This is a genomic window from Pseudomonas sp. Pse79, assembly GCF_024519615.1.
Classification (GTDB): domain Bacteria; phylum Pseudomonadota; class Gammaproteobacteria; order Pseudomonadales; family Pseudomonadaceae; genus Aquipseudomonas; species Aquipseudomonas veronii.
Map to the genome: position 1 here is coordinate 549,410 of NZ_JALJRR010000001.1, position 22,799 is coordinate 572,208.

General features: G+C 65.0%; 13 protein-coding genes. 7 read left to right on the forward strand and 6 right to left on the reverse strand.

Going from position 1 to position 22,799, the window contains the following annotated elements; translation table 11 throughout:
- Positions 1 to 31 precede the first annotated feature (31 nt).
- The 6 genes from NR164_RS02385 to NR164_RS02410 form a co-directional block, all read right to left on the reverse strand.
- Entirely contained in the window at positions 32 to 1,726 is a 1,695-nt protein-coding gene (locus tag NR164_RS02385; RefSeq protein WP_256822229.1) for an ABC transporter ATP-binding protein, read from the reverse strand.
- Positions 1,723 to 3,450, reverse strand: a complete 1,728-nt coding sequence (locus tag NR164_RS02390; RefSeq protein ID WP_169881076.1) for an ABC transporter ATP-binding protein — start codon at positions 3,448 to 3,450, stop codon at positions 1,723 to 1,725. The genes NR164_RS02385 and NR164_RS02390 overlap by 4 nt, the downstream gene beginning before the upstream one ends.
- On the reverse strand, positions 3,447 to 4,496 hold the full coding sequence (locus NR164_RS02395; protein WP_256822230.1) for a Gfo/Idh/MocA family oxidoreductase: 1,050 nt from the start codon (positions 4,494 to 4,496) through the stop codon (positions 3,447 to 3,449). The genes NR164_RS02390 and NR164_RS02395 overlap by 4 nt, the downstream gene beginning before the upstream one ends.
- Positions 4,493 to 9,814 (reverse strand): non-ribosomal peptide synthetase, encoded by a 5,322-nt coding sequence (locus tag NR164_RS02400; protein WP_256822232.1) that lies wholly within the window; start codon positions 9,812 to 9,814, stop codon positions 4,493 to 4,495. Before NR164_RS02400 ends, NR164_RS02395 begins: the two co-directional genes overlap by 4 nt.
- The gene (locus tag NR164_RS02405; protein WP_256822233.1) at positions 9,811 to 14,082 is read right to left on the reverse strand and encodes an amino acid adenylation domain-containing protein; all 4,272 of its coding nucleotides are present in this window, start codon (positions 14,080 to 14,082) and stop codon (positions 9,811 to 9,813) included. Before NR164_RS02405 ends, NR164_RS02400 begins: the two co-directional genes overlap by 4 nt.
- Positions 14,083 to 14,237: 155 nt before the next feature.
- Entirely contained in the window at positions 14,238 to 15,131 is an 894-nt protein-coding gene (locus NR164_RS02410) for an AraC family transcriptional regulator (RefSeq protein WP_017849084.1), read from the reverse strand.
- Between the two features lie 222 nt (positions 15,132 to 15,353).
- On the opposite strand from NR164_RS02410, the gene NR164_RS02415 reads away from it, so the two are divergent.
- From NR164_RS02415 to NR164_RS02445, 7 genes are all read left to right on the forward strand, one after another.
- On the forward strand, positions 15,354 to 17,009 hold the full coding sequence (locus NR164_RS02415; RefSeq protein ID WP_108524095.1) for a (2,3-dihydroxybenzoyl)adenylate synthase: 1,656 nt from the start codon (positions 15,354 to 15,356) through the stop codon (positions 17,007 to 17,009).
- Positions 17,006 to 17,776, forward strand: a complete 771-nt coding sequence (locus tag NR164_RS02420) for a thioesterase II family protein (protein WP_284694040.1) — start codon at positions 17,006 to 17,008, stop codon at positions 17,774 to 17,776. Before NR164_RS02415 ends, NR164_RS02420 begins: the two co-directional genes overlap by 4 nt.
- Positions 17,773 to 18,078 carry an isochorismate lyase gene (locus tag NR164_RS02425; protein WP_017849081.1) on the forward strand — a complete coding sequence of 102 codons (306 nt, stop codon included), beginning with the start codon at positions 17,773 to 17,775 and terminating at the stop codon, positions 18,076 to 18,078. Before NR164_RS02420 ends, NR164_RS02425 begins: the two co-directional genes overlap by 4 nt.
- Positions 18,075 to 19,472, forward strand: a complete 1,398-nt coding sequence (locus NR164_RS02430) for an isochorismate synthase (RefSeq protein WP_256822234.1) — start codon at positions 18,075 to 18,077, stop codon at positions 19,470 to 19,472. Before NR164_RS02425 ends, NR164_RS02430 begins: the two co-directional genes overlap by 4 nt.
- 84 nt (positions 19,473 to 19,556) lie before the next feature.
- Positions 19,557 to 20,285, forward strand: a complete 729-nt coding sequence (locus tag NR164_RS02435; protein ID WP_177033711.1) for an AraC family transcriptional regulator — start codon at positions 19,557 to 19,559, stop codon at positions 20,283 to 20,285.
- A gap of 183 nt (positions 20,286 to 20,468) precedes the next feature.
- Entirely contained in the window at positions 20,469 to 21,533 is a 1,065-nt protein-coding gene (locus NR164_RS02440; protein ID WP_046383432.1) for an SDR family oxidoreductase, read from the forward strand.
- Positions 21,530 to 22,789 carry an aspartate aminotransferase family protein gene (locus NR164_RS02445; protein ID WP_017849077.1) on the forward strand — a complete coding sequence of 420 codons (1,260 nt, stop codon included), beginning with the start codon at positions 21,530 to 21,532 and terminating at the stop codon, positions 22,787 to 22,789. The genes NR164_RS02440 and NR164_RS02445 overlap by 4 nt, the downstream gene beginning before the upstream one ends.
- Positions 22,790 to 22,799 lie beyond the last annotated feature (10 nt).

A 22,799-nucleotide genomic window follows, 5' to 3' on the forward strand; every position in this document is an offset into this window, starting at 1 on the left:
AACGCTGCGACTTTTCGATTAAGGGACTTTTTCAATGGCTGCCCGGCAGGTTTTGCTCGACGAACTGCGCATACCAGCGGTGCGTGGCCAGCAAATGCTCATGACTGCCGCAGCCGCTGACGCTGCCGCCTTCCAGCACCAGGATCTGATCGGCACCGCGCACCAACGTCGGGTTGTGCGACACCAACACCACGGTGCGCCTGCCATGCAGCGCCTGCAGGCTGCGATTGACCCGTGCTTCGCAGCGCGCATCGAGGCTGGCGGTGGGTTCGTCAAGCAACAGGATCGGCGCCGGGGACAGCAGCGCGCGCGCCAGGCCGACCCGTTGCCGCTGGCCGCCCGAGAGTAATGCGCCGCCCGGCCCTACCTCACTGTGCCAACCCTGCGGCAGGCTGCTGAGCACCTCATCCAATGCAGCATCCTTGGCGGCGTGTTGCAGTTGCGCAGGCGTGGCTTGCGGCCGGGCCATGCTGACATTCCACAGCAGGCTGCCGGCAAACAGCCCGCTGTTCTGGAACACTTGCGTGAGGTGGTTGGCCAAGGTGTGTTCGCTTAGCTGGCGAATGTCCACCTGGCCGAGTCGTACTGCGCCGGTCTGCGGGTCCATGCCACGCCCCAGCAAGGCCAGCAGAGTACTTTTACCCGCGCCCGACGGACCGACAATCGCCGTGAACGTTCCCGGCGCGCAATGGATGTCCACATCCTTGAGCAACTGCTCGCCGCCTTCGCCGCAGATATTCAAGCCTTGCCCTTGCAAACTCGCATCCTGAGGCTGCTCTCCGGGGTGCGGGCTGTGCAGCGTCGGCATGGCCAACACCGCGAGCACTTGAGATAACGCCTGCCACGCCATACGCAAAGCCTGGTCCAGGTAAGCCAGTTGCGACAGCGGTTCGATGAAGCGCACCAGCAACACCAACACCGCCACCAACAGCGCGCCGGATAACTGCCCCGCCGCCACCGCCAGCACGCCACCTGCCAACACCAGCGAAAACACCACCTGCACCGCCGCCGCAAAGCCAAGCCCGCTGGGCAACGCGCGGCGGTTGAGACGGTGCGTGGCCTGGTGTTGCTCGTGCAAGGCCTGACGCAACGCCAACTGGCCCTGGCTGGCATCACCGGCGCTGCGGATCAAGGCCTGTTGCTGCGCGAATGTCTGCAACAGCTGCCCGGCGCGACGGTCGACTTGCTGGCGCAGTTGCTCCAGCGCCAGGCTACGTCGCCCGGCCCAACGCAGCAGGGCGAACAACGGCAGATAAGCCAGGGCCAACGCCAGGGCCAAACGCGGTTCAATAAAGATCAGCCCCAGCACCACCATCGTCGGCGTCACCAGCGCCGTTACCAGCGGCGCCAGCAAGTGCGCCGGGATGCCCATGCTGTTGAACACCGGCCCGCGCACCAAGTCTTCCAACTGGCCCTGACGCGCCAATGGCAAGCGCGGCAGCTGTTGCACCAGTTGCGAGACCAGGCCGGCCGCCAACCCGGCTCCCGCCAGATAACCACGGCGCTGGGCAACGTAGCTGACCAAGGCCTGCAGCAACGTCAGCCCCAGCAACAGCAGCACACTTGGCTGCACACTCTGTTGATCGAACCAGGCCAGTATCAGCGGCACCAGCGCCAACCCCGCCAAGCCATCCAGCACGGCGGCCAGTAGCATCCACCCCAGGGCGCCGCGCAGTACGCGCCGGGCCTGGTCGGGCAAATGACGCAACGGCGAAAGTACACTCATGACACGAACTCCAGTTGATCAGCCGTCGACATTTGCTCGTCCCACAGCTGGCGGTACAGGCCGTCCACGGCCAACAACTGTGCATGACATCCGCGCTGCACAATGCGCCCTTCGCAGAGCACCAGGATCTGCTCGGCATGGGCGATGGTTTCCAGGCGATGGGCGATGATCAGCCGCGTGCGCCCGGCTGCGTCGTCGCGCAGTGCAGTACGCAAGGCGCGCTCGGTCTGCGGGTCGGTGGCGGAGGTGGGTTCGTCGAGCAACATGATCGGCGCCCGCGACAGCAGCGCCCGCGCAATCGCCAGGCGCTGCAATTCGCCGCCGGACAGCCGCACATCATCGTCCACCACGCTGGCGTAGCCCTTGGGCAACCCCATGATCCAGTCATCCAGGCAGGCCGCCTTGGCCGCGGCGCGAATCTGTTTTTCACTGGCGTGCGGCTGATACAGGGCGATGTTTTGCGCCAGTGACAGGCGCAATGCCCCCGCCTGCTGAAACACCAGCGCCAGATGCTGCTGCAATTGGCGGCTGGCGATCTGCCGAACATCCACCCCGCCCACGCGCACATGCCCGCTGTCGACGTCCATAAAGCGGGCGATCAAACCGGCCAAGGTGCTTTTCCCCGCGCCGGACGGCCCCACCAGCGCGGTGGTAGTGCCCGGCTCCAGGCGCAGGTTGATCGCCTTCAGTACCGTGACATCACCCTGGGAGAAGCTCACATCGAGCATCTCCACGCTGGCGTCCCGAGGCGATTGCGGCGCGTCGGGCTCGATCAACGGCGGTGTACTCAACACCTCCTGTAGGCGTCGGGCACTTGCGCGCGCGTTGTTCAGCGCATCAAAGCCGTGCCCCAGCGCCAATACCGGCGCCGCCATGGCGCGCACCAGCAGCAAAAAGCCGCATACCTGCACGGCGCCCACTTCGCTCACGCCGATAAATAGTGTGCCAAGTACCACCCAGGCCAACAGCCACGGTGCGCTGAGCAGGACCTGGATCAGCGCAGCAAGATGGCCGGCGCGACTCACCCAATGGCTGAAGCGCTGATCAAACTGCTGCACCGCCTCTTGCACACGGCGATGAATGCCCGCGCTGGGAAATTGCCGGACCAGGCCCAGGTTGCCGGCGAACTGGCTGTAGTCGCTGAACAACCGCTGGATTGCGCCATTGCGCTGGGCCACGTCCTCGCGGTAATGCGCCGAGCCCAGGCGCCAATAGCCCAACACGCCCAATGCCAACGGCAGCAGGCACCAGAGCGCCAGGACACTGTTGCTCCACAGCAGGTAGGCCAGGGTGGCCATGGGAATCAACAGCAGGTTGACCAGGTCGGTCGGCGCATGGCCCACCAATTGGTGCAAGGCCCGCACATCCTGCTCGGCGTAACGGGTGACGCCCTCGGGCCCCAGCCGTGCAAACCAGCCCAAGGGCAAGCGTTGCAGATGCTCGGCCAGGCGCACGCGCAGACGGTCACACAGGTCGGCGTCCACCTGATGGGTCAGGTGCAAGGCCAGGGTCTGGCCGCACAACCACAGCGCTGACGCCACCACCGCCACCACCACCCAGTTCAGTGCCGAAGACGCCAGCGGCGGCGCCTGGCGCAAGCTGTCCGCCAGTTGCGCCAAGGCTATCAGCGGCAGCAGCGAGCAGATCCCGGCGACGGCCTGCAACGCGATCGCCGCCCCTAAGCGCGCACGGAAAGGACGCAGCATTTCGCTCAAGTGGCTCATCGGACGTGCTCCAATGCCTGGGCCAGGCCGGCCGCCGGTAACGTCAGCGACGGCTGCAGCGGGAACCCGAGCGCCGCCGTCACCTGTTGCCATAACCTCACCACTTCCAGGCTGCGCTGTTGCAGGCGCGCCAGCCCCATCCCCGTGATCAGCGGTTGCAATGCACTGGCCGCAGCTGTCGGCCAGACGCGGCGGTAAACCTGCGTCCAATCCGCCGCCGCGGCCTCCAACACTTCGGCGCACGGCAGCGGCTCATCGGCCTGCGGCCCAAACAGGTCGAACACCCCGTCGGCATCTTGCACCGGCGCACGCACGGCCGGCAGCCACAGCAACGGTCCGTGGGGCGAGGCCAACAGCAACGTGCCGCTGTCAGTGGCGATGCTGATGCGCTGCAGCCTCTGCATGCGCCCGTCATCATTGGCGGCCAACTCATTGAGCACGCGCAACGACACCGGCACTTGCGCCATGACCAGGCTGATATCCCGCCAGGCCGACAGCGCCGGTGCCACGCAGTCCACCGACCATGGGCCTACCGATTCCAACAGCGCCGCCAGCACATCGAGGGTGGCGTAACTCACCTGCACCGCGCAGTCGGCGTCGATATGGCGAATGCCCTGTTGACGATGCAGCTGCCGCGCCAGCTCGATGAACCGCGCCACGCACGGCAACTGCGGGTAGAAACTGTTGAGCAGGCAGCGCCGATGCAGGCGCGCCGCCGTGCTCAGCAAGTCTTGCAGTTCCTGGGGCAGCAACGGGTGCTCGATCAGCACATCAATGCCCCGCTCCATCAGCGCTTGCGCCAAGGCGGGGCCTTGTTCGCCCCTTGCTGCGCCGCCCACCGCTACGCAAGCCAGTTGTGTGTCGGCGGGTACGTGGGCCAAGGCATCGAAACACGGCACTTCGAGATAGCGAGCCAGTGCGCGGGAGCGACGACTGCCCTGCCCCAGCACCCCGACCAGTTCCAGGTGCTCGGCCGCAGCCACACCAACGGCGTAGAACTGGCCGAAGCGCGAGCCCACCACCAGGGTTTTCACAGGCATAGTCATGGGCGTTCCTCCAGCAAGTAACGACTCAGCCCGGCGTTCAAGCACTCGAAGTGATTGCCGCGCAGGGTCTGCACAGTCAGCGGCGCCAACGACGCCGCCTGCCACCAGGCCTGCAGAGCGGCCTGGTGATCGGGGATCAACGGGTTGGCGACACTCGGCACAAACAGGCGGATGGCGCCCACATACGGCGCGCCGTCGCTGTAGTGGCTGGCGCGCACGGAATGAGCGAACACCCGATACAACTGCTCATCGGCAATGCCCTTGGCCGCCGCCAGTACGCGGGATTTGAGCGCAGTGGCGTCCAGATCCAGGTGTTTGTCGAGCAACTGTTCAGCCGCCGGCAACCCCAGCGCAGCGGTGTCCAGCCCCAGGGTGCCGGCGAAGCTGTAGAGCATCTGCACTTCATCCTCCACCAGGTACGGAATGCGGTAGCTCGATACGATGTCCACCCGCCGCACCTCGGCGCCCAATTGCAGCAGGGCCTTGGCCAGCTCCAGCGTTACCAGCCCGCCGGAGCAGTAGCCCAGCAAGTCGAAGCGGCGCCGGCCGCTGTCCCACAGCGCCTGGGCATAGCGTTTGCCGAGGGTGGCGTTGATATGCTCCGGCGGCAGGCTCAGGTAATCGTCGCTGTCATGCACCGCCAACCCCAGCAACGGGCCACTGCCGGCCAGTTCGGCGATCAACCCGCGATACGGCAGCAGCGTGCCGAGCCCTTCATGCACCAGCACCCGCGCTGTGCCTTCACCCGCGGCCAGTTGCGTCAGCGCATCCACCCGCCCGCGCCCACCCAACGGCGCACGGCGGGTGTCCGTGGAGGGCACCACTGCGGGGGCTTCACTGCTCGACTCACTGCGCAAGCGCTGGGCCAGGCCTTCCGGGGTCGGCTGGCTGAGAGCCCAGCGCAACAGGCGGTCGAAGGGGTGCGCACGGGCCAATGGCTCTTGCTCGCGCAAACCGGCGATCAATTGCGCGATCAGCAGCGAGTCACCACCAGCGCCGAAGAAATCCTGATCCGCCGACACCCCACTGCAATCGAGTACTCGCTCCCAATGCGCGATCAAGCGCTGCACCAGCTCATCCGCCACTTCCGTGCGCGCACGGCGTGCCGGTTCGAGCTGGCGCTGCTCGGCTTGGGTGGTCAGCGCGCGGCGGTCAATCTTGCCATTGGCAGTGACCGGCAAGCGGTCGAGTATCCGCACCTGCGCCGGCACCATATAACGCGGCACGCGCTCGGTGATGAAGGCCAGCAACGTCTCCTGGCTCAGTAATGGCCGGTCGGTTTTCACGCGTGCGACCAACAGGTCGTAGCCCAGCAGGTGCAGCACACTGTCGGCCGACGCCAGCGATTCGGCCTGGTCGCCGGCCTCGCTGTTCAGCCACGCCAGCCACTGGTCCGTATGCACAAACAGCTGCCCGGAGGTGGCACGCACGTCCTGCGGCGTCTCCATCATCAGGCTTTGGCTGATGCTGATTTCGCGGTGTTCGCGGGTCAGTTCCTGGATCACCAGCCAGGCATCGGCTTGCAGCAATTGGCGTAACCCGGCGAGCAGGCGCGGTGTATCCAGGGCGTTGTTCAATGCGCCGGAGCTGAGCAGCAGGTCCAGGGACCCCGCGGCAAGCCCTTGTTCGCAGGCGGGTTTGTTCATGTCGAACGGCATGAAGCGCACCCACGGATACGCGGCAAAGCGTTCGCGCGCAGCGTTAAGGAAATAGCTCGACACGTCAGAAAACACATAGTCGATCTGCACCCCGTCCGCCACCAACGGCGCCAGCGCGGGGATGATCAGCGCACTGGCGGCACCGGTGCCGGCGCCCACTTCCAGGATGCGCCAGCGGCGCTGGCTCTGGCGCGCAACGATCGCGCAAACCGCCTCGGCCATGGCCCGATGCAGCACTTGGGCATGCTGGCCACGGCTGTACATCGCCTCGGCAATATGTGCCGAGCCCTGCGGGAACATCAGGCTTGCCGGGCTCAGGCGCCCGTCCAATTGCTCGGCCAGGCGGGTCGCGCTGGTGCGCAGGTAATCGACCAATTCCAGCGGCCAAAGACCGCTCGGCGCCAGGCGGGCGAACTGTGCCCAGGCATCGTGCTGATTCAGGTCAGCCGTGCTGACCTGGCAGCGCCAACCGTCATCGTCTGCACACAGGTAGCCGCTGTCGGTCAACAACGTCAGCCAATGCCGCAACAGGCGATGCTGACCGGCGTCGAGTTGCAAGGCCTGGCACAGCGAGTCGAATGCCACGGACTGCCCCGGGATCAGCAAGCCACTGCCGCCCAACCAGTGCAGCAACGACACATCCGCCGCCCGATCCAGCGCCGCCAGTGCCGCTTCGATGGCGGCGCGCGGGCCGAAATCCGCGTGTTCAAGGGTGTGGCGTGACTGGCGCAGGACTTCGCCCAGCTGTGTGCTCAGGTGAGGCGCAGGCGCGTTGGTGTGCAGGGTGACGAAGCTGCACAGCGAACGTTCGTGACGCTCGCCGAGCAACACCGTGGTACTCGCGGCGATCTGCGGATGGGCCAGCCAGCCCGCGTCGATTTCCGCCAGTTCGATGCGGTGACCGCGAATCTTCACCTGGTCATCCTGGCGCCCAAGAAACTCGATCAAGCCTTCCGCGTCCAGGTAACGCCCCTGGTCACCCGTGCGGTACAGGCGACGCCCGCTGGCATGGGTGATAAACCGCTCGGCGCTGCGTTGCGGGTCTTCGGCATAACCCAGGGCCAGGCCGAGTCCGCCGATATGAATCTCACCACGCACACCCACCGGGCACTGGCGGCCCAGCGCGTCGAGCACTTCCAGGGTCTGGTGCTGGAGGGCCCGGCCGTAGGGGATGCTCGGCAAGGCCGTATCTTCGGCACGAATGGGATGCTCCACCGACCAGATCGCCGCTTCGGTGGCGCCGCCCAGGCTGAACAACTGGCTTTCGGGCCAGCGTTGCCACCAGCGCGTCGGCAGCGTGGTGGGAATCCAGTCGCCGGACCACAGCACACAGCGCGGCCCGGGGATTGCGCCGGGCTCGGTCTCCAGGTAATCCACCAGCATCTGCCCTTGTGCGGGCACCGAGTTCCACAAGGTGATGCCGTGTTCCTGCATCAATTGCGCCCAGTGCGAAGGATCGGCGCCGCGCTCGGGGTCGGGCAGCACCACCTGCGCACCGACCGCCGTGGCGCCGAAGAAGTCATACACCGACAGGTCGAAACTCAACTCTGCCAGGCCCAGCACGCGGTCATCGACGTTCACCGCGTAGCGCTGGTTGATGTCATCGAGGGTGTTGACCACCGCGCCATGGCTGAGCATTACGCCTTTTGGCGTGCCGGTGGAGCCTGAGGTGTAGATGATGTAGGCCAGGTCCGCGGCCTCTACCGCCAGCGGCTCACGGGGTGGCCAATGCGGGTCGGCGGCAAGCGTATCGATGGCGATGCGCGGAAGTTCAAGGGTGTCCGGCCATGCCTGGGCTTGCAGGACAATCACCGCGGCAATCCCCGCGTCGCGCAGGATCGCCTCGCGGCGCAAGGCCGGTTGGCGGATGTCCACCGGCACATAGGCCGCGCCCATCTGGGTAATGCCCAGCACCGCCATCAGTTGCCAGGCGCTCTTGGGCAGCATCACCGCCACCCGCGCGCCCGGCTGCACGCCGAGCGCTTCAAGCGCCTTGCGCACCGCGGCGGCATGCTGGGCGACCTGACGATAGCGGTAACGGCCGTCGCGGTCGCTGATCACGAGGGCATCCGGAGTTCGCCGCGCCTGTTGGGCGAAGCCGTCGGCGATATTGCGCGCTGGGGCGCTGGCGTGGATCGGCGGGTTTGCCTGCTGCGCGGGCAGCACGATATCGCCACGCGCTTGCCACAATTGCGGGTCGCGGGCCAAGCGTTGCAGCAAGTCGACGTAGGCTGCGAACATCTGCGCGGCCATGCCTTCGGGCAACACGCCGATGCGGACATCCCAGCCGATCTGCAAACCGCCGTATTGGTCGCTGACCTGGCAGTCGATCCACACTTGCGGGGTTTGGCTGATCATGTAGCTGGGCGGCTGCAACACACGCCCGGCATCGCCGAGCATGCGTTCGACGCTGCCGATGCCACTGGTGAACACCACCGGCATCAGGTCGGCGCCACGCCCTCGCACACGGGCCAGTTCGCGCAGTACCTCCACGCCGGTGAAGCGGCTGTGGTCGAGGTCATCGAACAGCTGCGCGCCGATACGCCGCGCACGCTGGACAAAACTGGCGCCCTCGGTGCCGTCCACCGCGAGCAGGCTCAGGGCGGTGAAGTCCCCCACGACCTGGTCCAATTGCGGGTGCAGGTTCGGCCGGTTGAGCACGGTGAGGTTCAGGCAAAAGTCCGGGCTTTGGCTCCAGCGCCCGATCACCTCGACAAACGCGGCCAGCGTCACGCCCGCCGCGCTGAGGCCTTGGGCGCTGGCAAGGGCGCACAGGGCGTTCCATTGCCCGCTGCTCAACACGCCATGGTGGTGGGCGAAACGCGTGGAGCCCAAGCCCGCGTGCTCGCTCAGCGGCAGGTCCGGACGCCCGGGCAGGCTGTCCAGGCGCGCCAGCCACCACGCCTTGTCGGCGTGCCAGGCGGTGCTGCCGCGCGCTTGCTGTTCGTGCTCGAGGTAGTCGCGAAAGGTCGCTTCCAGCAATGGCCAGTGGCGCGTCGGTTCCAAGTAGCGCTGGGTGAGTTCTGCCAGCAGCAGTTGCAGGCTGGCGTAGTCGAACAAGGTGAAATCCACCGAGCAATGCAGGATTGCCTGCTCGCGTCCCACGCTCAGTTCGGGCAGCAGGATCGGCCATTGATCGAGCGCATGGCAGGCATGGTCCAGGCGCTTGCGCACGCTGTTCAGGTGCGCCTCGAACGCCTCGGGCGTAGCGTCGCGGCGGTCATGCACCGGCAGCTGTTGCCATGGCACCTGGGCTTGCACCCGTTGCTGATGGTTATCGACCACCGCGCGCAGCATCGGGTGACGTTGCACCACGGCGTTCCAGGCCTGTTCAAGGTGTCCGGTGTCGACGTTCGCCGGCCACGGGTATTCGACATACAAGTGGCAAGCGTTGCCGCCATAGTCAAAGGCCGGGTTGCGTCCCAGTACATAGGCGCCCTGTACCGCGCTCAAGGCGAAGGGTTGCAGCGCCTGCTCCGGCTGTGCGCGCCATTGTTGGGGCGCAAGATGCACCAGCAGCGCTGGCCGCTGGGCGCGAATACGCTCCGCCAGGGCTGAGTCCAATGCGCCTTGCGGCGCGCGAAAATGCAGCTTGCCGTCAGTCGCCCAGAGTTCGATCTGGCGTTCACGGCAGATGTGCAGCACATCATCCAGGCTCATAACACGCCCTCCTCGATAGCCACTTCGTCGCTGCGCACCAACAGCGCGGCCATGCCTGCCAATGTCGGCTGCAGGTAGAAATCGCTCATGCGCAGGCTGGCGCCCAGTTGTTCACGCACGCTGGCCAGCAGCCGCGTCGCCAGCAGGCTGTCGCCGCCCAGGCTGAAAAAACTCGCCTGGGCGCTGCGCACCGGCCGTCCCAGGATGGCCTCCCAGCACGCGACCAGGGGCTGTAGCTCGGCACTGAGTTCGCCGTCTTCGTTGTTTGCCGGTTGCCTGCGTTGCAACGCGGCGCTGAGGCTGGCGTGCAGGCGCGCGCGGTCGATCTTGCCGTTGGCATTCAGTGTCAGGCGCGGTACGGACCACAGATGCTCGGGCCGCATCGCCTGGGGCAAGCGTTGTTGCAGCCATTGGTCGAGGCTTTCAGCGGTCAGGGTTTCATCCGCCGCACGCGCACTCAACAGCAGCATCGCCGGGTTTTGCCACAGGCATTCCAGGTGGCGAAAACCGCTCTGGCCGAGCAGGTGCGCCAGTTCGGCAGCGTCAGGCAATACCGGTGCGCGCTCATCCAGCAGCGCCGCGCTGACCAGCCGCAACGGCGAGTCGCGCAGCAGGTCGGCCAGCAACAGGCGGCCTTGCGGCTTGAGCAGTGCCTGCGCCAGATTCAGCCCATCGCCGGGCTGAGCATAACTGTGCAAGGCCGCGAAGCTGATCACCACGTCGTACTGTGACCAGTGTTCAGCGGGCAGCACGCCCTCCACCAGCAGTTGGCTTGCCACGCGCCGGCGCTTGCCCACGCTGGCCGCCAGCAGGCCGGGGCTGCTCTCGAACAAAGTCAGTTGCACGTCGCGCGAACTCGCATGGTTCAGCCATTGCTCCAGCAACTGCCCGCCGCGCACATCCAGCACCGCGACTTTCAGCGGTGTGCCGCGGTGTTGTTGGAGCGCCTGGCTCAGGGTGTCCAACACCTGGCGGCCCGCCGGCAGGTTCAACGCCATGGCCTGCGGTGCCAGCAACGGATCGAACAACACTTGCGAGGCGCCGTCTTCGGTGCGCAACAGCACCTGCAAGGCACCGACCATGCGGTGCAGATCCGCCTCGCGCCACCCCAAGTGCGCCAACGCGTCGTGCAGGCTGAGCGACTCGACATGCTCGGCCAGCCACTCGCGCCAGGTGTCGAGCAGGGCGCTGGGCGGCGGGTCTTGCAGCAGGCAGCGCAACAGCTGCGCAGTGACCTGGTGTTCTGCGGCCAAGGTGTCGTCGAGCATCGAGACGGCCGGCAACGCCTGCGCCGATGCAGATTCAGGGCTGATCACCACGGCCGCGCCGAGGCTGCCGTTCAACACGGCGGCACAGGCGCTTTCAATCCGTGGGTGGGCGGTGAGCGCCGCTTCGATTTCCCCCAGTTCGATACGCTGCCCGCGCAGCTTGACCTGCTGGTCCATGCGCCCGAGAAACTCAAGGGTGCCATCGGCCCAGAAGCGCCCGCGGTCGCCGGTGTGGTACCAACGCCCGTGCTCATCACTGCGAAAGCGCTGTGCGGTCAGCAGCGGGTCATTGCGATACCCCCGCGCCAGGCTTGCACCACCGATCAACAGTTGCCCGATCACCTGGTCCGGCACATCGCGCCCGGTGGCGTCCACCACCCGATACGCCTGGCCGGCCAAAGGCTTGCCATAGGGAATCGACGGCCAGTGGTCGGGGACCTCATCAATGCTTTGCAGGTTCGACCAGATACCCGCTTCGGTGGCGCCGCCCAGGCCATACACGCGGCACTGCGCGGTGGCGTGGCGCCGCAGGCGTGCGGCGAGGTCGAGGGCAATCCAGTCGCCCGACAGCAACACCGCCCGCAGGCTTCGGTAATCACAGGCATCGGCGCCGACGCCCAGGGCCATTTCCAGCAATGCCGGGGCCGAATTCCACAGGCTCACGCGGTGTTCGGCGATCAGTTGCGCCCAACGCGCCGCATCGCGGGTTTCTTCAGGTTGCAGCAGCACCAGGCGAGCGCCCTGCCCCAGCACGCCAAACAGGTCGTACACCGACAAGTCGAAATCCAGCGCCGACACGGCCAGCAGGCAATCATTCGGTGTGACCTGCAGTTCGGCCTGCACCGCGTCGATCGTGTTGATTGCGGCGCCATGGCAGACTTCAACACCTTTGGGAATGCCGGTAGAGCCCGAGGTGTAGATCACATACGCGCTGGCGCGCGGCGATAGCGTTTTCGGCGCGACCAATGGCGCGGACTGCTCAAGCACCGCCGGGTCAAGCCATTGCAGCGCGTTGCCCGGCGGCTGATCGGCAATCACTCGGGTGATGCCCGCAGCCGATTCGATCAGGCTGCGCCGCGCAACCGGCTGTGCGGTGTCCACCGGCACATAGCAACCACCGGCCGCCAGCACGCCGAATACGGCGGCGATCTGGCGAGGCCCACGCGGCAGGCAGACCTCCACCGCCTCGCCCTGACGCATGCCCGCCTCAAGCAAACCCGCCGCTATACGCAGGGCTTGGGTGGCCAGATCGTTATATGTCCAGCGTTGCGCGCCGCAGATCAGGGCGAGTGCGTCGGGTTGTCGGGCACTTTGGCGAAAAAAGTCTTCGAGCAGGCCACGCCCCGGCGCCAACGCCGGCAGGCTGTTCTGCTGGTCGCGGCGCGCCTGTTGCGCCAGCGGCAACAGCACCGGTTGCGGCTGGTTCCAGTCGCTGTCGGCGAGACGCTGCACCAGCTCGACATAGGCGCTGAACATCGCCTGCGGCACGCCTTGCGGGAACAGGTCGGCAACGCTGTCCCAGGCCAGCAGCACGCCGTCCTCAAGCCGATACAGTTGGTGGTCGAGCCACACTTGCGGGGTTTGCGAGAGCATGTCGTGCAGGTCGCCAAACACCTCGCGAAAGCTGGCGGGGACAAAACCCGAATCGCTCAGGTTGCAGGAAAACACCACCGGCGCGGAACGCGGATGACCTTGGCGACGAGCCTCACGCAGCACTTCCAGCGCGGGAAACGCCGCGTGGTCGATGGTGGCGTGCAAATCGCGCTGGTAGCGTCGGGCGCCTTCGGCAAACGGCAACTGCGGTGCGTCTTCACACGCCACCAGCAGCAAGGTGGTGAAGTCGGCGATCACCTGATCGATGGATTGCTGGTCATCGTGACGGTCGAACAACGGCACATTGAGCAGGAAGCTCGACTGTTCACTCCAGCGTGCCAACACCGCGTTGAATGCCGTGGCGAACACACTGGGCAACGTCAGGCCATGGGCCGTCGCCTGGCGTTGCAGGCGTTCGGCTTCTGCGTGACTGAGTACGTAAGCCTGGCGGGTAAACCGTGGCGCACGGATCGATTCCGGGGCACAGGCCAGCGGCAGTGCGGGGCCGTCCGGCAACTGCGCAAGGCGTTCGCACCAATACTCACGATCTCGCGCATACGCCTCTGCGCGACGTTGGCGGCGCCGGCCCAGGTAGTCGGCAAATTGCACGTCCGGCGCGGGTGCAAGCGCGGCTGGCGCCTGATAGGCCTGGCCCAGTTGCGCCATCAACAGGCGCAGGCTTTCCACGTCAACCGCCAGCAGGTCGACACTCAACCACACACGATCACGGCCTTCGGGCAACTGCACCAGGCCGACCAGCAACACCTGCCCCGCGTCCACGGCCAGGCATTCATGCGATCGCCATTCACGCAGCGCGTGCCAGGCGTCTTGCGCAACCGCTTGAGTGTGGTGGCGCCAATCCTGATGGTCGAAAACCGGCAATTGCGTTGCGCCAAGAATGCGTTGGCGGCCGTCGTTGAAACTGGCACGCAACATCGGGTGACGCGCCTGCACGCACTTGACTGCCGCTTCCAGGCGTTGCGCATCGATGCCCTGGCAATCGAATTCCAGCCATGCGTGGCAACTGATATTGCCCAGCACTTCGGCGGGCCCGCGCCCCAGCCAGTACGCCTGTTGCACCGCGCTGAGTTCAAAACTGTCGTCGGCTGCGCTCAACGGGGCGACATCAGCCACCTCCACACGTCGCACCGCCTGGCCATGCAGCAGGCCAAGCCAGGCCGCGAGGCTGGGTTCGGCGCTGAGTTGGGCGAAGTCGACCCGCAACCCATGGCTGCGCAGGCGCTCCTGCAAGTACATCAGGCGGATGGAATCCAACCCGCAGCCCAAGAGGTTTTCCTCATCGCCCAGGCTGTCGATTTCTTCCACGGTAGCGCCCAGCAACTGGGCCAGGTGTTCGATCAGCCATCTGCGCAGTGCGGTGGTGTCTGCTGTTGTCAGCTCGCTCATGAAAAGCTTCCTGTGACCCGTCTAGATAAAGTCCCTGGCTCACCAAGATGGAAGCCATTCTCAATTGGAACTCTATCGCAAGCGGTTTTTCAGAAAGCGCTCAGGGCTTTAGATAAACAGGCCTTTTCATTCGATTCAGAGACACCGTGCCGTGATCAACGGATTTCGCTGGGCGATACACCGTAGCGTTTGCGAAAGGCGATGGAAAAATGCGCCGGGCTGAATCCCACGCCATAGGCGACGGTAGACACATTGCTTTCCTCGTCGCTGAGCATGCGGTGGGCTTCGTTGAGACGATGTTCGTGCAGGTAGCCGAACACGCTGGTACCGAACACTTTGCGAAACCCCGCCGTCAGTTTGCGCGGGCTCATGCCCACGTGACTGGCCAGGGCGTTCAGGCTGGGCGGTTCGAGCAGCGAGCGCACCAGACGGTCCCGGGCGGCGTGTACACGCTCCACATCCGACGAGGTGATGCGCAGCTTATGCTCCGGTTGCCCGCGCTCACCGAGCAGGAACTGCGCGCTCAACGCGGTCAATTCCAGCGCCTTGCCACCCAGGTACAACGAGCGGCTCGGGCCCTGCATCGGGCATGTTGCAATTTGCGTGGCCAGTGCCTGCATCGCGCGCGGAGCCGGGCGCACCATCATGTACGGGTCGCCGCCGCCACTGCTGAGGAGCTTGCGCGGGGCCAGGCCGAGATGGCGGTCGAGGGATTCGAGGTCCAGCTGAACGATGGTGTAGCGCAGTGGCGTGGTGGTGCCGTAGATCTGCGACGAGGTGAACTCGCCGTCGTTGACGATGGTGCACAGGCTCGGCCCCTTGATCGACTGCTCGCTGTGCCCGGGGATGCGGCACGACAGCTCGCCACTTTGCACCAGAATCAACTTGAGGCCGCGCTCCAGCGGGTCCTCGACCCAGTTTTCGCTGTCTGACCACAACGTGCCGGTGACCAGGGTCATGTGCGGGTCCAGGTAGACCGTTCCGGGTTGGTTGCCCTTGGGTTCGGCCTGCGTCTCTTGTCGACTGGGGGCGATGATCGTAATAGTCATTGGGTTTTCCCTTGATCCTGAGGCCATTACGCGGGGCCTGACCTGAATGAGGAGGAGGCTTTTAAACCGTAAACCTCCCTGTTTATAGCCGCTGTGTATTTCATCTAATGAAAAAGTCACAGGTCCGAAAGCCTTGGCGTTGAGAAGCGCTCGGCGAAGGACAATGATAATAGATCTCATTTAGACGTTTGTAGCCAATTATTTCTACAAATAGGGGATTCCATGTCATTGCACACCTGCGCACCCGATTCAGACAGCGTTGGCGACGCGCCCGACTGGCCTGCCGCGTTCGCCGAACGCTACCGCCAGGCCGGTTACTGGCAAGACCAGACCTTCGCTCAGGCCCTCGATACGGTCGCCGCGCGCACCCCATCGGCCATCGCGATAACCGACGGCCCCTTGCACCTCAATTACCGCAGCCTGGCAGACCGCTGCCGGCGCCTGGCTGGCGGTTTGCACGCGCTGGGGATCGCAGAGGGCGACAATGTGGTGGTGCACTTGCCCAACGGCACTGCGTTTATCGAAGTGTGCTTTGCGTTGTTCCGCCTGGGCGCCCGGCCGATCCTCGCCCTGCCCGCCCACCGTCAACATGAGATCGGCGGCTTTTGTGGCTTTGCCCAGGCCTCGGCCTACATCGGCTGCGCTCAATTGGAGGGCTTTGATTGCCGCTCGATGGCGCGCCGACTGGCCGCTGCCAACCCGCTGTTGCGCCACGTGGTGATCGACGGCGATGCGCAGGAGTTCACCGCGTTGAGTGAGCTTTACAACAGCGCGCCGCTGGAACGGGACGCCGGTCGCGCCGACGCCGTGGCGTGTTTCCAGCTGTCGGGAGGCACCACCGGCACGCCAAAGTTGATCCCGAGACGGCACGCCGAATACCTCTATAACGTGCGCGCCAGCAGCGAAGTCTGCGAGCTGGATGCGCGTACCGTTTACCTCACCGCGTTGCCCATGGCGCATAACTTCACCCTGTGTTGCCCGGGTGTGATCGGCACCCTGCTGGCCGGTGGGCGCGTGGTGTGTACGCGCCGCTCGGACCCGGAGTCCTGCTTTGCGCTGATCAGCGAGCAGCGTGTCACCGTCACCGCCTTGGTGCCGCCGCTGGCGATGCTCTGGCTGGACGCCCAGGACCAGCGCCAGGCCGACCTGTCCAGCCTGCGCGTGCTGCAAGTGGGCGGTGCGAAATTGCTCAGCAGCGCGGCAGAACGGGTCACGCCGACGCTGGGCTGCACCTTGCAACAAGTGCTGGGCATGGCCGAGGGGTTGTTGTGTTTTACCCGCCTGGATGACCGCCCGGATCTGCTGCTGCATACCCAGGGCCGTCCGCTGAGCGCCGATGACGAAGTACGCATTGTCGATGAACAGGGCCAACCGGTGCCCGAGGGTGAAGTGGGTGAACTGCAAGTGCGCGGCCCGTACACCATTCGCGGCTACTATCGCCTGCCCGAACACAATGCCCGGGCGTTCACCGCCGATGGATTCTATTGCAGCGGTGATCGGGTCAGGCGCACCGCCGACGGTTACCTGGTGGTCGAAGGTCGTGACAAGGACCAGATCAACCGCGGCGGTGAAAAAGTCGCTGCCGAAGAGGTGGAAAACCTGCTGATCGGCCATCCCCAGGTACACGACGCCGCGCTGGTGGCGATGCCGGATGCGGTGCTCGGCGAATCCACCTGTGCCTTTATCGTCGCCCGTGACCCGGCGCCCTCGGCCTTCGCACTCAAGCATTACCTGCGCGGCCACGGCCTGGCGGCGTTCAAGGTGCCGGACCGTATCGAGTTCGTCGCACACTTCCCGCACACCGGCGTGGGCAAAGTCAGCCGCAAAGACCTGCGCGAGCGCCTGCGCCAGGCCTGGCTGCAGAGTGCCGCTTCGTGAACCTGCACGACGAACGCTGGGTACGCGCTTATCGACTCACGCCCATGCCACGCTGGCGATGGGTGTGTTTCGCGCATGCCGGGGGCAGTGCAAGTTTCTTCCGCGACTGGGTCCATGCCCTGCCCGCCGACATCGACCTGTTGGCCATCCAATACCCGGGCCGCGAAGACCGTTTCAGCGAGCCGTGCCTGACCGACATGCAGCGCCTCGCCGACGGTGCCGCGCACGCGTTGTCGTGTTACGCCGACCGGCCGCTGGTGTTGTTCGGCCATAGCCTGGGGGCGGTGGTGGCATATGAAGTGGCGACGCGCCTGGAACAACGGGCAATCGCCGTCGACCACCTGTTCGTGTCCGCCCACCCGGCACCGCAGCGCCAACGCGGCGGGCAGTTGCACCTGGGCCCCGACGCGGCCCTGCTGGACGATGTGCGGCGCCTGGCCGAGCGCCCCAATGCGTTGCTGGAGAACCCGGCCCTGTGCGAACTGTTCCTGCCCGGCTTGCGCAACGATTACCGCATCGTTGAAACCTACACCTGTGCGCAACCGCGGCCACTCAAGAGCCGCATCGGGGTGTTCTACCCCGAGCAAGACCCGGAAATCGAGCTTGATGAAGCCATGGCCTGGCAAGCCGCCAGCCACCAGCCACTGCACCTGCAGCGCTGGCAAGGCGGACATTTTTACCTGGTCGAACAACGCCAGGCACTCATCGACGCCATCGTCGCGACGCTGTCGACCCCATCGCCCTCCTTGAAGGAAACCTGTCAATGAAAACCCCCGACGCCTGTGATGGCCTGCAGGACATCCGTCACGCCATCGATTCACTGGACCACCAGATCATCGACCTCATGCGCCAACGCATGGCTTACGTCAAAGCCGCCGCGCGCTTCAAGCCGACCGAAAGCAGCATCGCCGCGCCCGAACGCGTTGCCCAGATGCTCCCGCAACGCCGCGAGTGGGCCGAGCAGGCCGGGCTGGACCCGCACTTCGTCGAAACCCTGTTTGCCCAGATCATCCATTGGTACATCGGCCAGCAAGTGTTGCACTGGCGCGCGATGAGAACGCTGGCATGAGGGCCTTTGCACAGTTGCACGCCCATGCCGAGGGGATGACCGAGGTGTTCGAGCACGCCCAGCGGCGTGCCGTCGAACAAGGTGAGCCGGTGTTGGCCAGTTACTCGATGAGGATCGCCCCGCTGGACTTGCTGGCGCTGTTTGGCAGCGCCGACCAACCTGGCGCCGAGTGCCTGTTCTGGCGGGCGCCGGAAGACGACAAAAGCCTGTTCGGCTGGGGGGTGGCGGCGGAACTGAGCAGCGCGGGCCCTCAGCGTTTTGCCTCGGTCGACGCGCAATGGCGACACTGGCTGCAAAGCGCGGTGATACACGGCCCGCTGGCGCCTTCGGTGTGCGGCGGCTTTCGATTCGATCATCAGGTCAAGGCCAGCCCCGCCTGGCAGGGTTTTGGCGATGCGTCCCTGTGGCTGATGACGCTATTGCTGGTGCGCGACGGTGCAGACTGTTGGCTGGTGTGCCAACAGCGCGTCGCGCCCAGCGATGCGGCGCGTTGCTGTTGCGAGCACGTACTGAAGGAGTGGAACACGCTGATGGATCGCTACGTCAGCGGCGCGCCCTCGACGGCTGCACGGCAGCACACCCGCGACCAGAGCCTGCCGCGGGCCTGCTGGGAAAGCAAAGTCGCGCATGCCCTGGACGTGTTGCGCGACACCGCGTTGAACAAGGTGGTGCTGGCGCGGGAAGTGGTCAGCGAATTTTCCCGGCCTATCAGTGCCGGGCGCACCTTGGCTGCCCTGGCGATCAACGACCCCACGGCGTACTTGTTTGCGTTTCGACGCCACCACGCGTGTTTTATCGGTGCCTCCCCGGAGCGCCTGGTCAAACTGCACAACGGTCACCTGCAAACCCTGGCGCTGGCGGGCACAGCCCGGCGCGATCCCTGCCCGGAGCAGGATGCACAACTGGCGCAAACGCTGCTCGACTGCCAGAAGAACCAGCATGAGCATGCCGTGGTGGTGCAGATCATTCAGCGTGACCTGGCGCCCTGGGTACGCCCGTTGCACGTTCCCCCGGCGCCGCACATCAAGCGGCTCAGCCGCGTGCAGCACTTGGCGACGCTGATCGAAGGCGCACTGCGCCCGCAGAGCAGTTTGCTGGACATGGTCGCAGTCCTGCACCCGACGCCCGCCGTCGGCGGCCATGAACGCGGCCAGGCGCTGGAGCATATTCGCCAATTCGAGGGCTTTGACCGTGGCTGGTACGCGGCGCCGTTAGGCTGGCTGGATGCCCACGGCAACGGCGAATTCATCGTCGGTTTGCGCAGCGCCTTGCTCAACGGCAACCAAGCCCGTCTATTTGCCGGCTGTGGCATCGTCGAACACTCCGACCCTGCCAGCGAATACGACGAAACCTGCATCAAGTTGGCGGGCATGCGCGCCGCGTTGCAGGTATAACCCGCTGCCCGATGCTTGAATCAAGTCCGGCGCAGGCCTACCCTGCACACGGAAAATTCACCCTCTGAGTCAGGAAGACCTTACATGTGGGATGGCAACGTTACCTTTGGTGATTCATGGGCCGGCTACATTGGCCGCGCGGATCAGAACACTGCCCACTCCCATGTTGCCATTCAGCTGTGCATCGGCGTACACCAGCCCGTCACCCTGGAGCTGCCAGGCCAGTCGATCCGCGCGGCCGGCGTGATCATCGGGCCCAATGTCGAGCACCGTGCCGTGCCCGACATTCATCCGGTGGCCTTTGTCTACGTCAACCCGGATACCCCGTTGGGGCGTGCGCTCAACGCGTTGCTGCAAGACAATGGCATCGCCCTGGCCAATGACGAACTGCTCGAGTGCTTTCGCCACTCCAGCTCCCTGTCTCAGTTTGTGGAAGCGCTGGGGCGCTTGCTGGCGATTACGTCGCCCATCGACCAACGCCTCTACAAGGCCTTGAACATTCTGCGCCTGGACCGCGACGGTCCGGGCTCCGTCAGCCGCGCCGCGAGTGCGGTCGGCCTGTCCAGCCCGCGCTTGCGCTATGTCGCCACGCACCAGATGGGCGTGTCGCTGTCCCAATGGATCATCTGGAACAAACTCGAGCGCGCGTCCAAATCCCTCGCTGACGGTTCCACCTTGTCGGATGCCGCCGCCGACGGCGGCTTTTCCGACCAGGCGCACTTGGCCCGCATCATGCGCCGCATGATTGGCATGACGCCCCGCACCGCTGCCAGGGTTTTGCGAAAGACAAGCGTTTCGTTCAAGACGCATTGATATCAAAAAGCCAATATCGATCGCATCTTATTCGCGAAAACGATAAGCGCTGATTGCCGGCCTCACACAGCACCTCAGCGCTACCGACAGTGAATGCAAGAGTGTTCGCCAGGGGTATCCGTGCCCGGGATTTGGCGGAACGCACCGTTAATTCTTTCGATGAGTCCGCAGGAAGCGTCCTACATGTCAGAACAGCAAAAATTAACCGTCCTTCTCACGGGTGGCTCAGGCGTACTCGGTGAATCACTGATCGACTGCCTGGCAGAGGACTTTGACCTGGTATGCCTGGCGCGTAAAAGCCGCATTCGCCACCCGCGCGTGGAGGTGCTCAAGGGCGATATATGCAGCCCGCGACTGGGGCTGGACGTCGGCGATTATGAAGCGCTGCTCAAGCGTGTCGATTGGGTGATCCACGCCGCAGCGGTGACCCGCATGGATGGCGATATCGACCAGATCTTTTCGGTGAACTACCTCGGCACCGAAAACGTCGTGAACTTTGTCCAGCAAGCCAACGTGCCGCTTTACCACATCAGCACCGCCTTCACCCATCCGTGCGACTACTACGAAGGCGTGCAAGCAGAAACGCCTTACGAAGTCGCCAAGCGCCAGGCTGAAACGCTGGTGCGCTCGGCAGGTATCGATGTTTCGATCTTTCGTCCCTCCATCATCATCGGCGACTCGGACAGCGGGCACATGCCCAACTTCCAGGGGTTTCATATGACCATGGGGCTGATGATGTCCGGCGTGCTGCCTATCGTGCCCTGCCCGCCTGCCGGGTATATCGACTTGATCGCCCGTGACGTGGCGGCGCGGGCGATTGCCAACGCGTTGCGCCAGCGCTTGATCGGCGCAGACTACTTTCTCACCAGTGGCCCGCAGGCGCTTGATCTCAACGGCCTGTTGGACCTGATGTGCCAATCCATGGAAGCCCAGGCCCAAGCCTTCACCCGGCCGCGCTGCATGGCGCCGGATATTTATGAGCGGCTGATCCGCCCAGTGTTCCTCCCGGCACTGACCGGCAATATCCAGGCCGCGCTGGGCCGCGCCAACCAGCTGTGTCGCTATGCCTGCCTGCGTACACCGCTGCCCACGTCACTCCCTGAGTTGCTCGGCGAACCGGCGTTCAGCGCACGGGATGTCAGCCGTGAGTTACTGCTCTCGCTCAACCACTTGGCGCCCAAGCTGGGCGCGTTGACGCGCATGCTCAAGCAGCCGATGCCAACCGTCGCACAGGCGTCAGTCGCATGAACCCGCTTCTTACCGAACCCGCAGCCGACGCCGCACAGGTCGACCAGTACTTCCGCCAGCACGTGAATTCAGGGTATGCGCGCCTCGCGTCGTTGATGAATTTGCCGATCGAACAGTCCAGCCATGGCGTCTATATCTACGACAGCCAAGGCCGCAAGTACCTGGATGCCGGCGGCTATGGCGTATTTTTCCTCGGCCACGGCCACCCGGTGGTGGTGGCGGCCGTCACCCGACAGCTGCAGCAAAACGCCCTGGCCAGCAAGCTGTTGCTCAACCCGCAACAGGCTTTCGCCGCGCAAGCACTGGCTGCGCATTGCCCTGGCAACCTGGACTATGTGTTCTTTTGCAACTCAGGTGCCGAGGCCACCGAAGCCGGCCTGAAACTCGCCCGGCTCAACGGCTGCCGCCGCACGCTGTCGACCCTCGGCGGCTTCCACGGCAAGACCCTCGGCGCACTCGCCGTCACTGGCCGCGAAAGCTACCGCGAGCCGTTCAGCGGCCTGCTCAGTGAAAGCACGTTCGTCCCCTTCGGCGACAGCGCCGCGCTGGAACAGCAATTGCGCGCTTCACCGGACAAGGCCTGTGTGATTCTCGAACCGATCCAGGCCGAAGCGGGTGTGATCCTCGCGCCGCCAGGCTACCTGACACGTGTCCGCGCACTGTGCGACCAGTACGGCGCCGTGCTGATCATCGACGAAATCCAGTCCGGCATGGGCCGTACCGGCCATTGGTGGGCATGCGACCAGGAACAGGTGGTGCCCGACATCATGCTGGTGGGCAAAAGCCTGTCCGGTGGCTGCGTGCCGGTCAGTGCCATGGTCGCCAGCGCAGCGATTTACGCGCCGTTCAACCGCAACCCCACGGTGCATACCTCGACCTTCGGCGCCAACCCGCTGGCCATGGCGGCCGTGCAGGCCACATTGCAAGTGATGGTGCAGGAAGACCTCGTGGAACGTGCCCGGCTGATGGGCCAGGACCTGCACGCCCGCTTCAGCGCGCTGTTGCAGCAGAGGGGCCTGGCCGAGCGCGTCAAGTTGCGCAGTGCCGGCTTGTTGCTGGGCTTTGAATTCAGCGACGCCTCGGTCGCCGCGAACATGGTCATGGCCCTGATCGAACAGCAAATCATTGTGTGCCACTCGCTCAATGACCACCGGGTCGTCAGGCTCACGCCTTCCCCGCTGCTGACAGCCCAGGATTGCAATCGGTTGATCGAGGGGTTCGCCCACGCGCTGACCACCTCAATACCATCCCTTTGATTGGAGTTTC

Coding starts and splice junctions, on each gene's coding strand:
- NR164_RS02385 (WP_256822229.1), bottom strand. CDS start 1,726: ATGAGTGTACTTTCGCCGTTGCGTCATTTGCCCGACCAGGCCCGGCGC.
- NR164_RS02390 (WP_169881076.1), bottom strand. CDS start 3,450: ATGAGCCACTTGAGCGAAATGCTGCGTCCTTTCCGTGCGCGCTTAGGG.
- NR164_RS02395 (WP_256822230.1), bottom strand. CDS start 4,496: ATGACTATGCCTGTGAAAACCCTGGTGGTGGGCTCGCGCTTCGGCCAG.
- NR164_RS02400 (WP_256822232.1), bottom strand. CDS start 9,814: ATGAGCCTGGATGATGTGCTGCACATCTGCCGTGAACGCCAGATCGAA.
- NR164_RS02405 (WP_256822233.1), bottom strand. CDS start 14,082: ATGAGCGAGCTGACAACAGCAGACACCACCGCACTGCGCAGATGGCTG.
- NR164_RS02410 (WP_017849084.1), bottom strand. CDS start 15,131: ATGACTATTACGATCATCGCCCCCAGTCGACAAGAGACGCAGGCCGAA.
- NR164_RS02415 (WP_108524095.1), top strand. CDS start 15,354: ATGTCATTGCACACCTGCGCACCCGATTCAGACAGCGTTGGCGACGCG.
- NR164_RS02425 (WP_017849081.1), top strand. CDS start 17,773: ATGAAAACCCCCGACGCCTGTGATGGCCTGCAGGACATCCGTCACGCC.
- NR164_RS02430 (WP_256822234.1), top strand. CDS start 18,075: ATGAGGGCCTTTGCACAGTTGCACGCCCATGCCGAGGGGATGACCGAG.
- NR164_RS02435 (WP_177033711.1), top strand. CDS start 19,557: ATGTGGGATGGCAACGTTACCTTTGGTGATTCATGGGCCGGCTACATT.
- NR164_RS02440 (WP_046383432.1), top strand. CDS start 20,469: ATGTCAGAACAGCAAAAATTAACCGTCCTTCTCACGGGTGGCTCAGGC.
- NR164_RS02445 (WP_017849077.1), top strand. CDS start 21,530: ATGAACCCGCTTCTTACCGAACCCGCAGCCGACGCCGCACAGGTCGAC.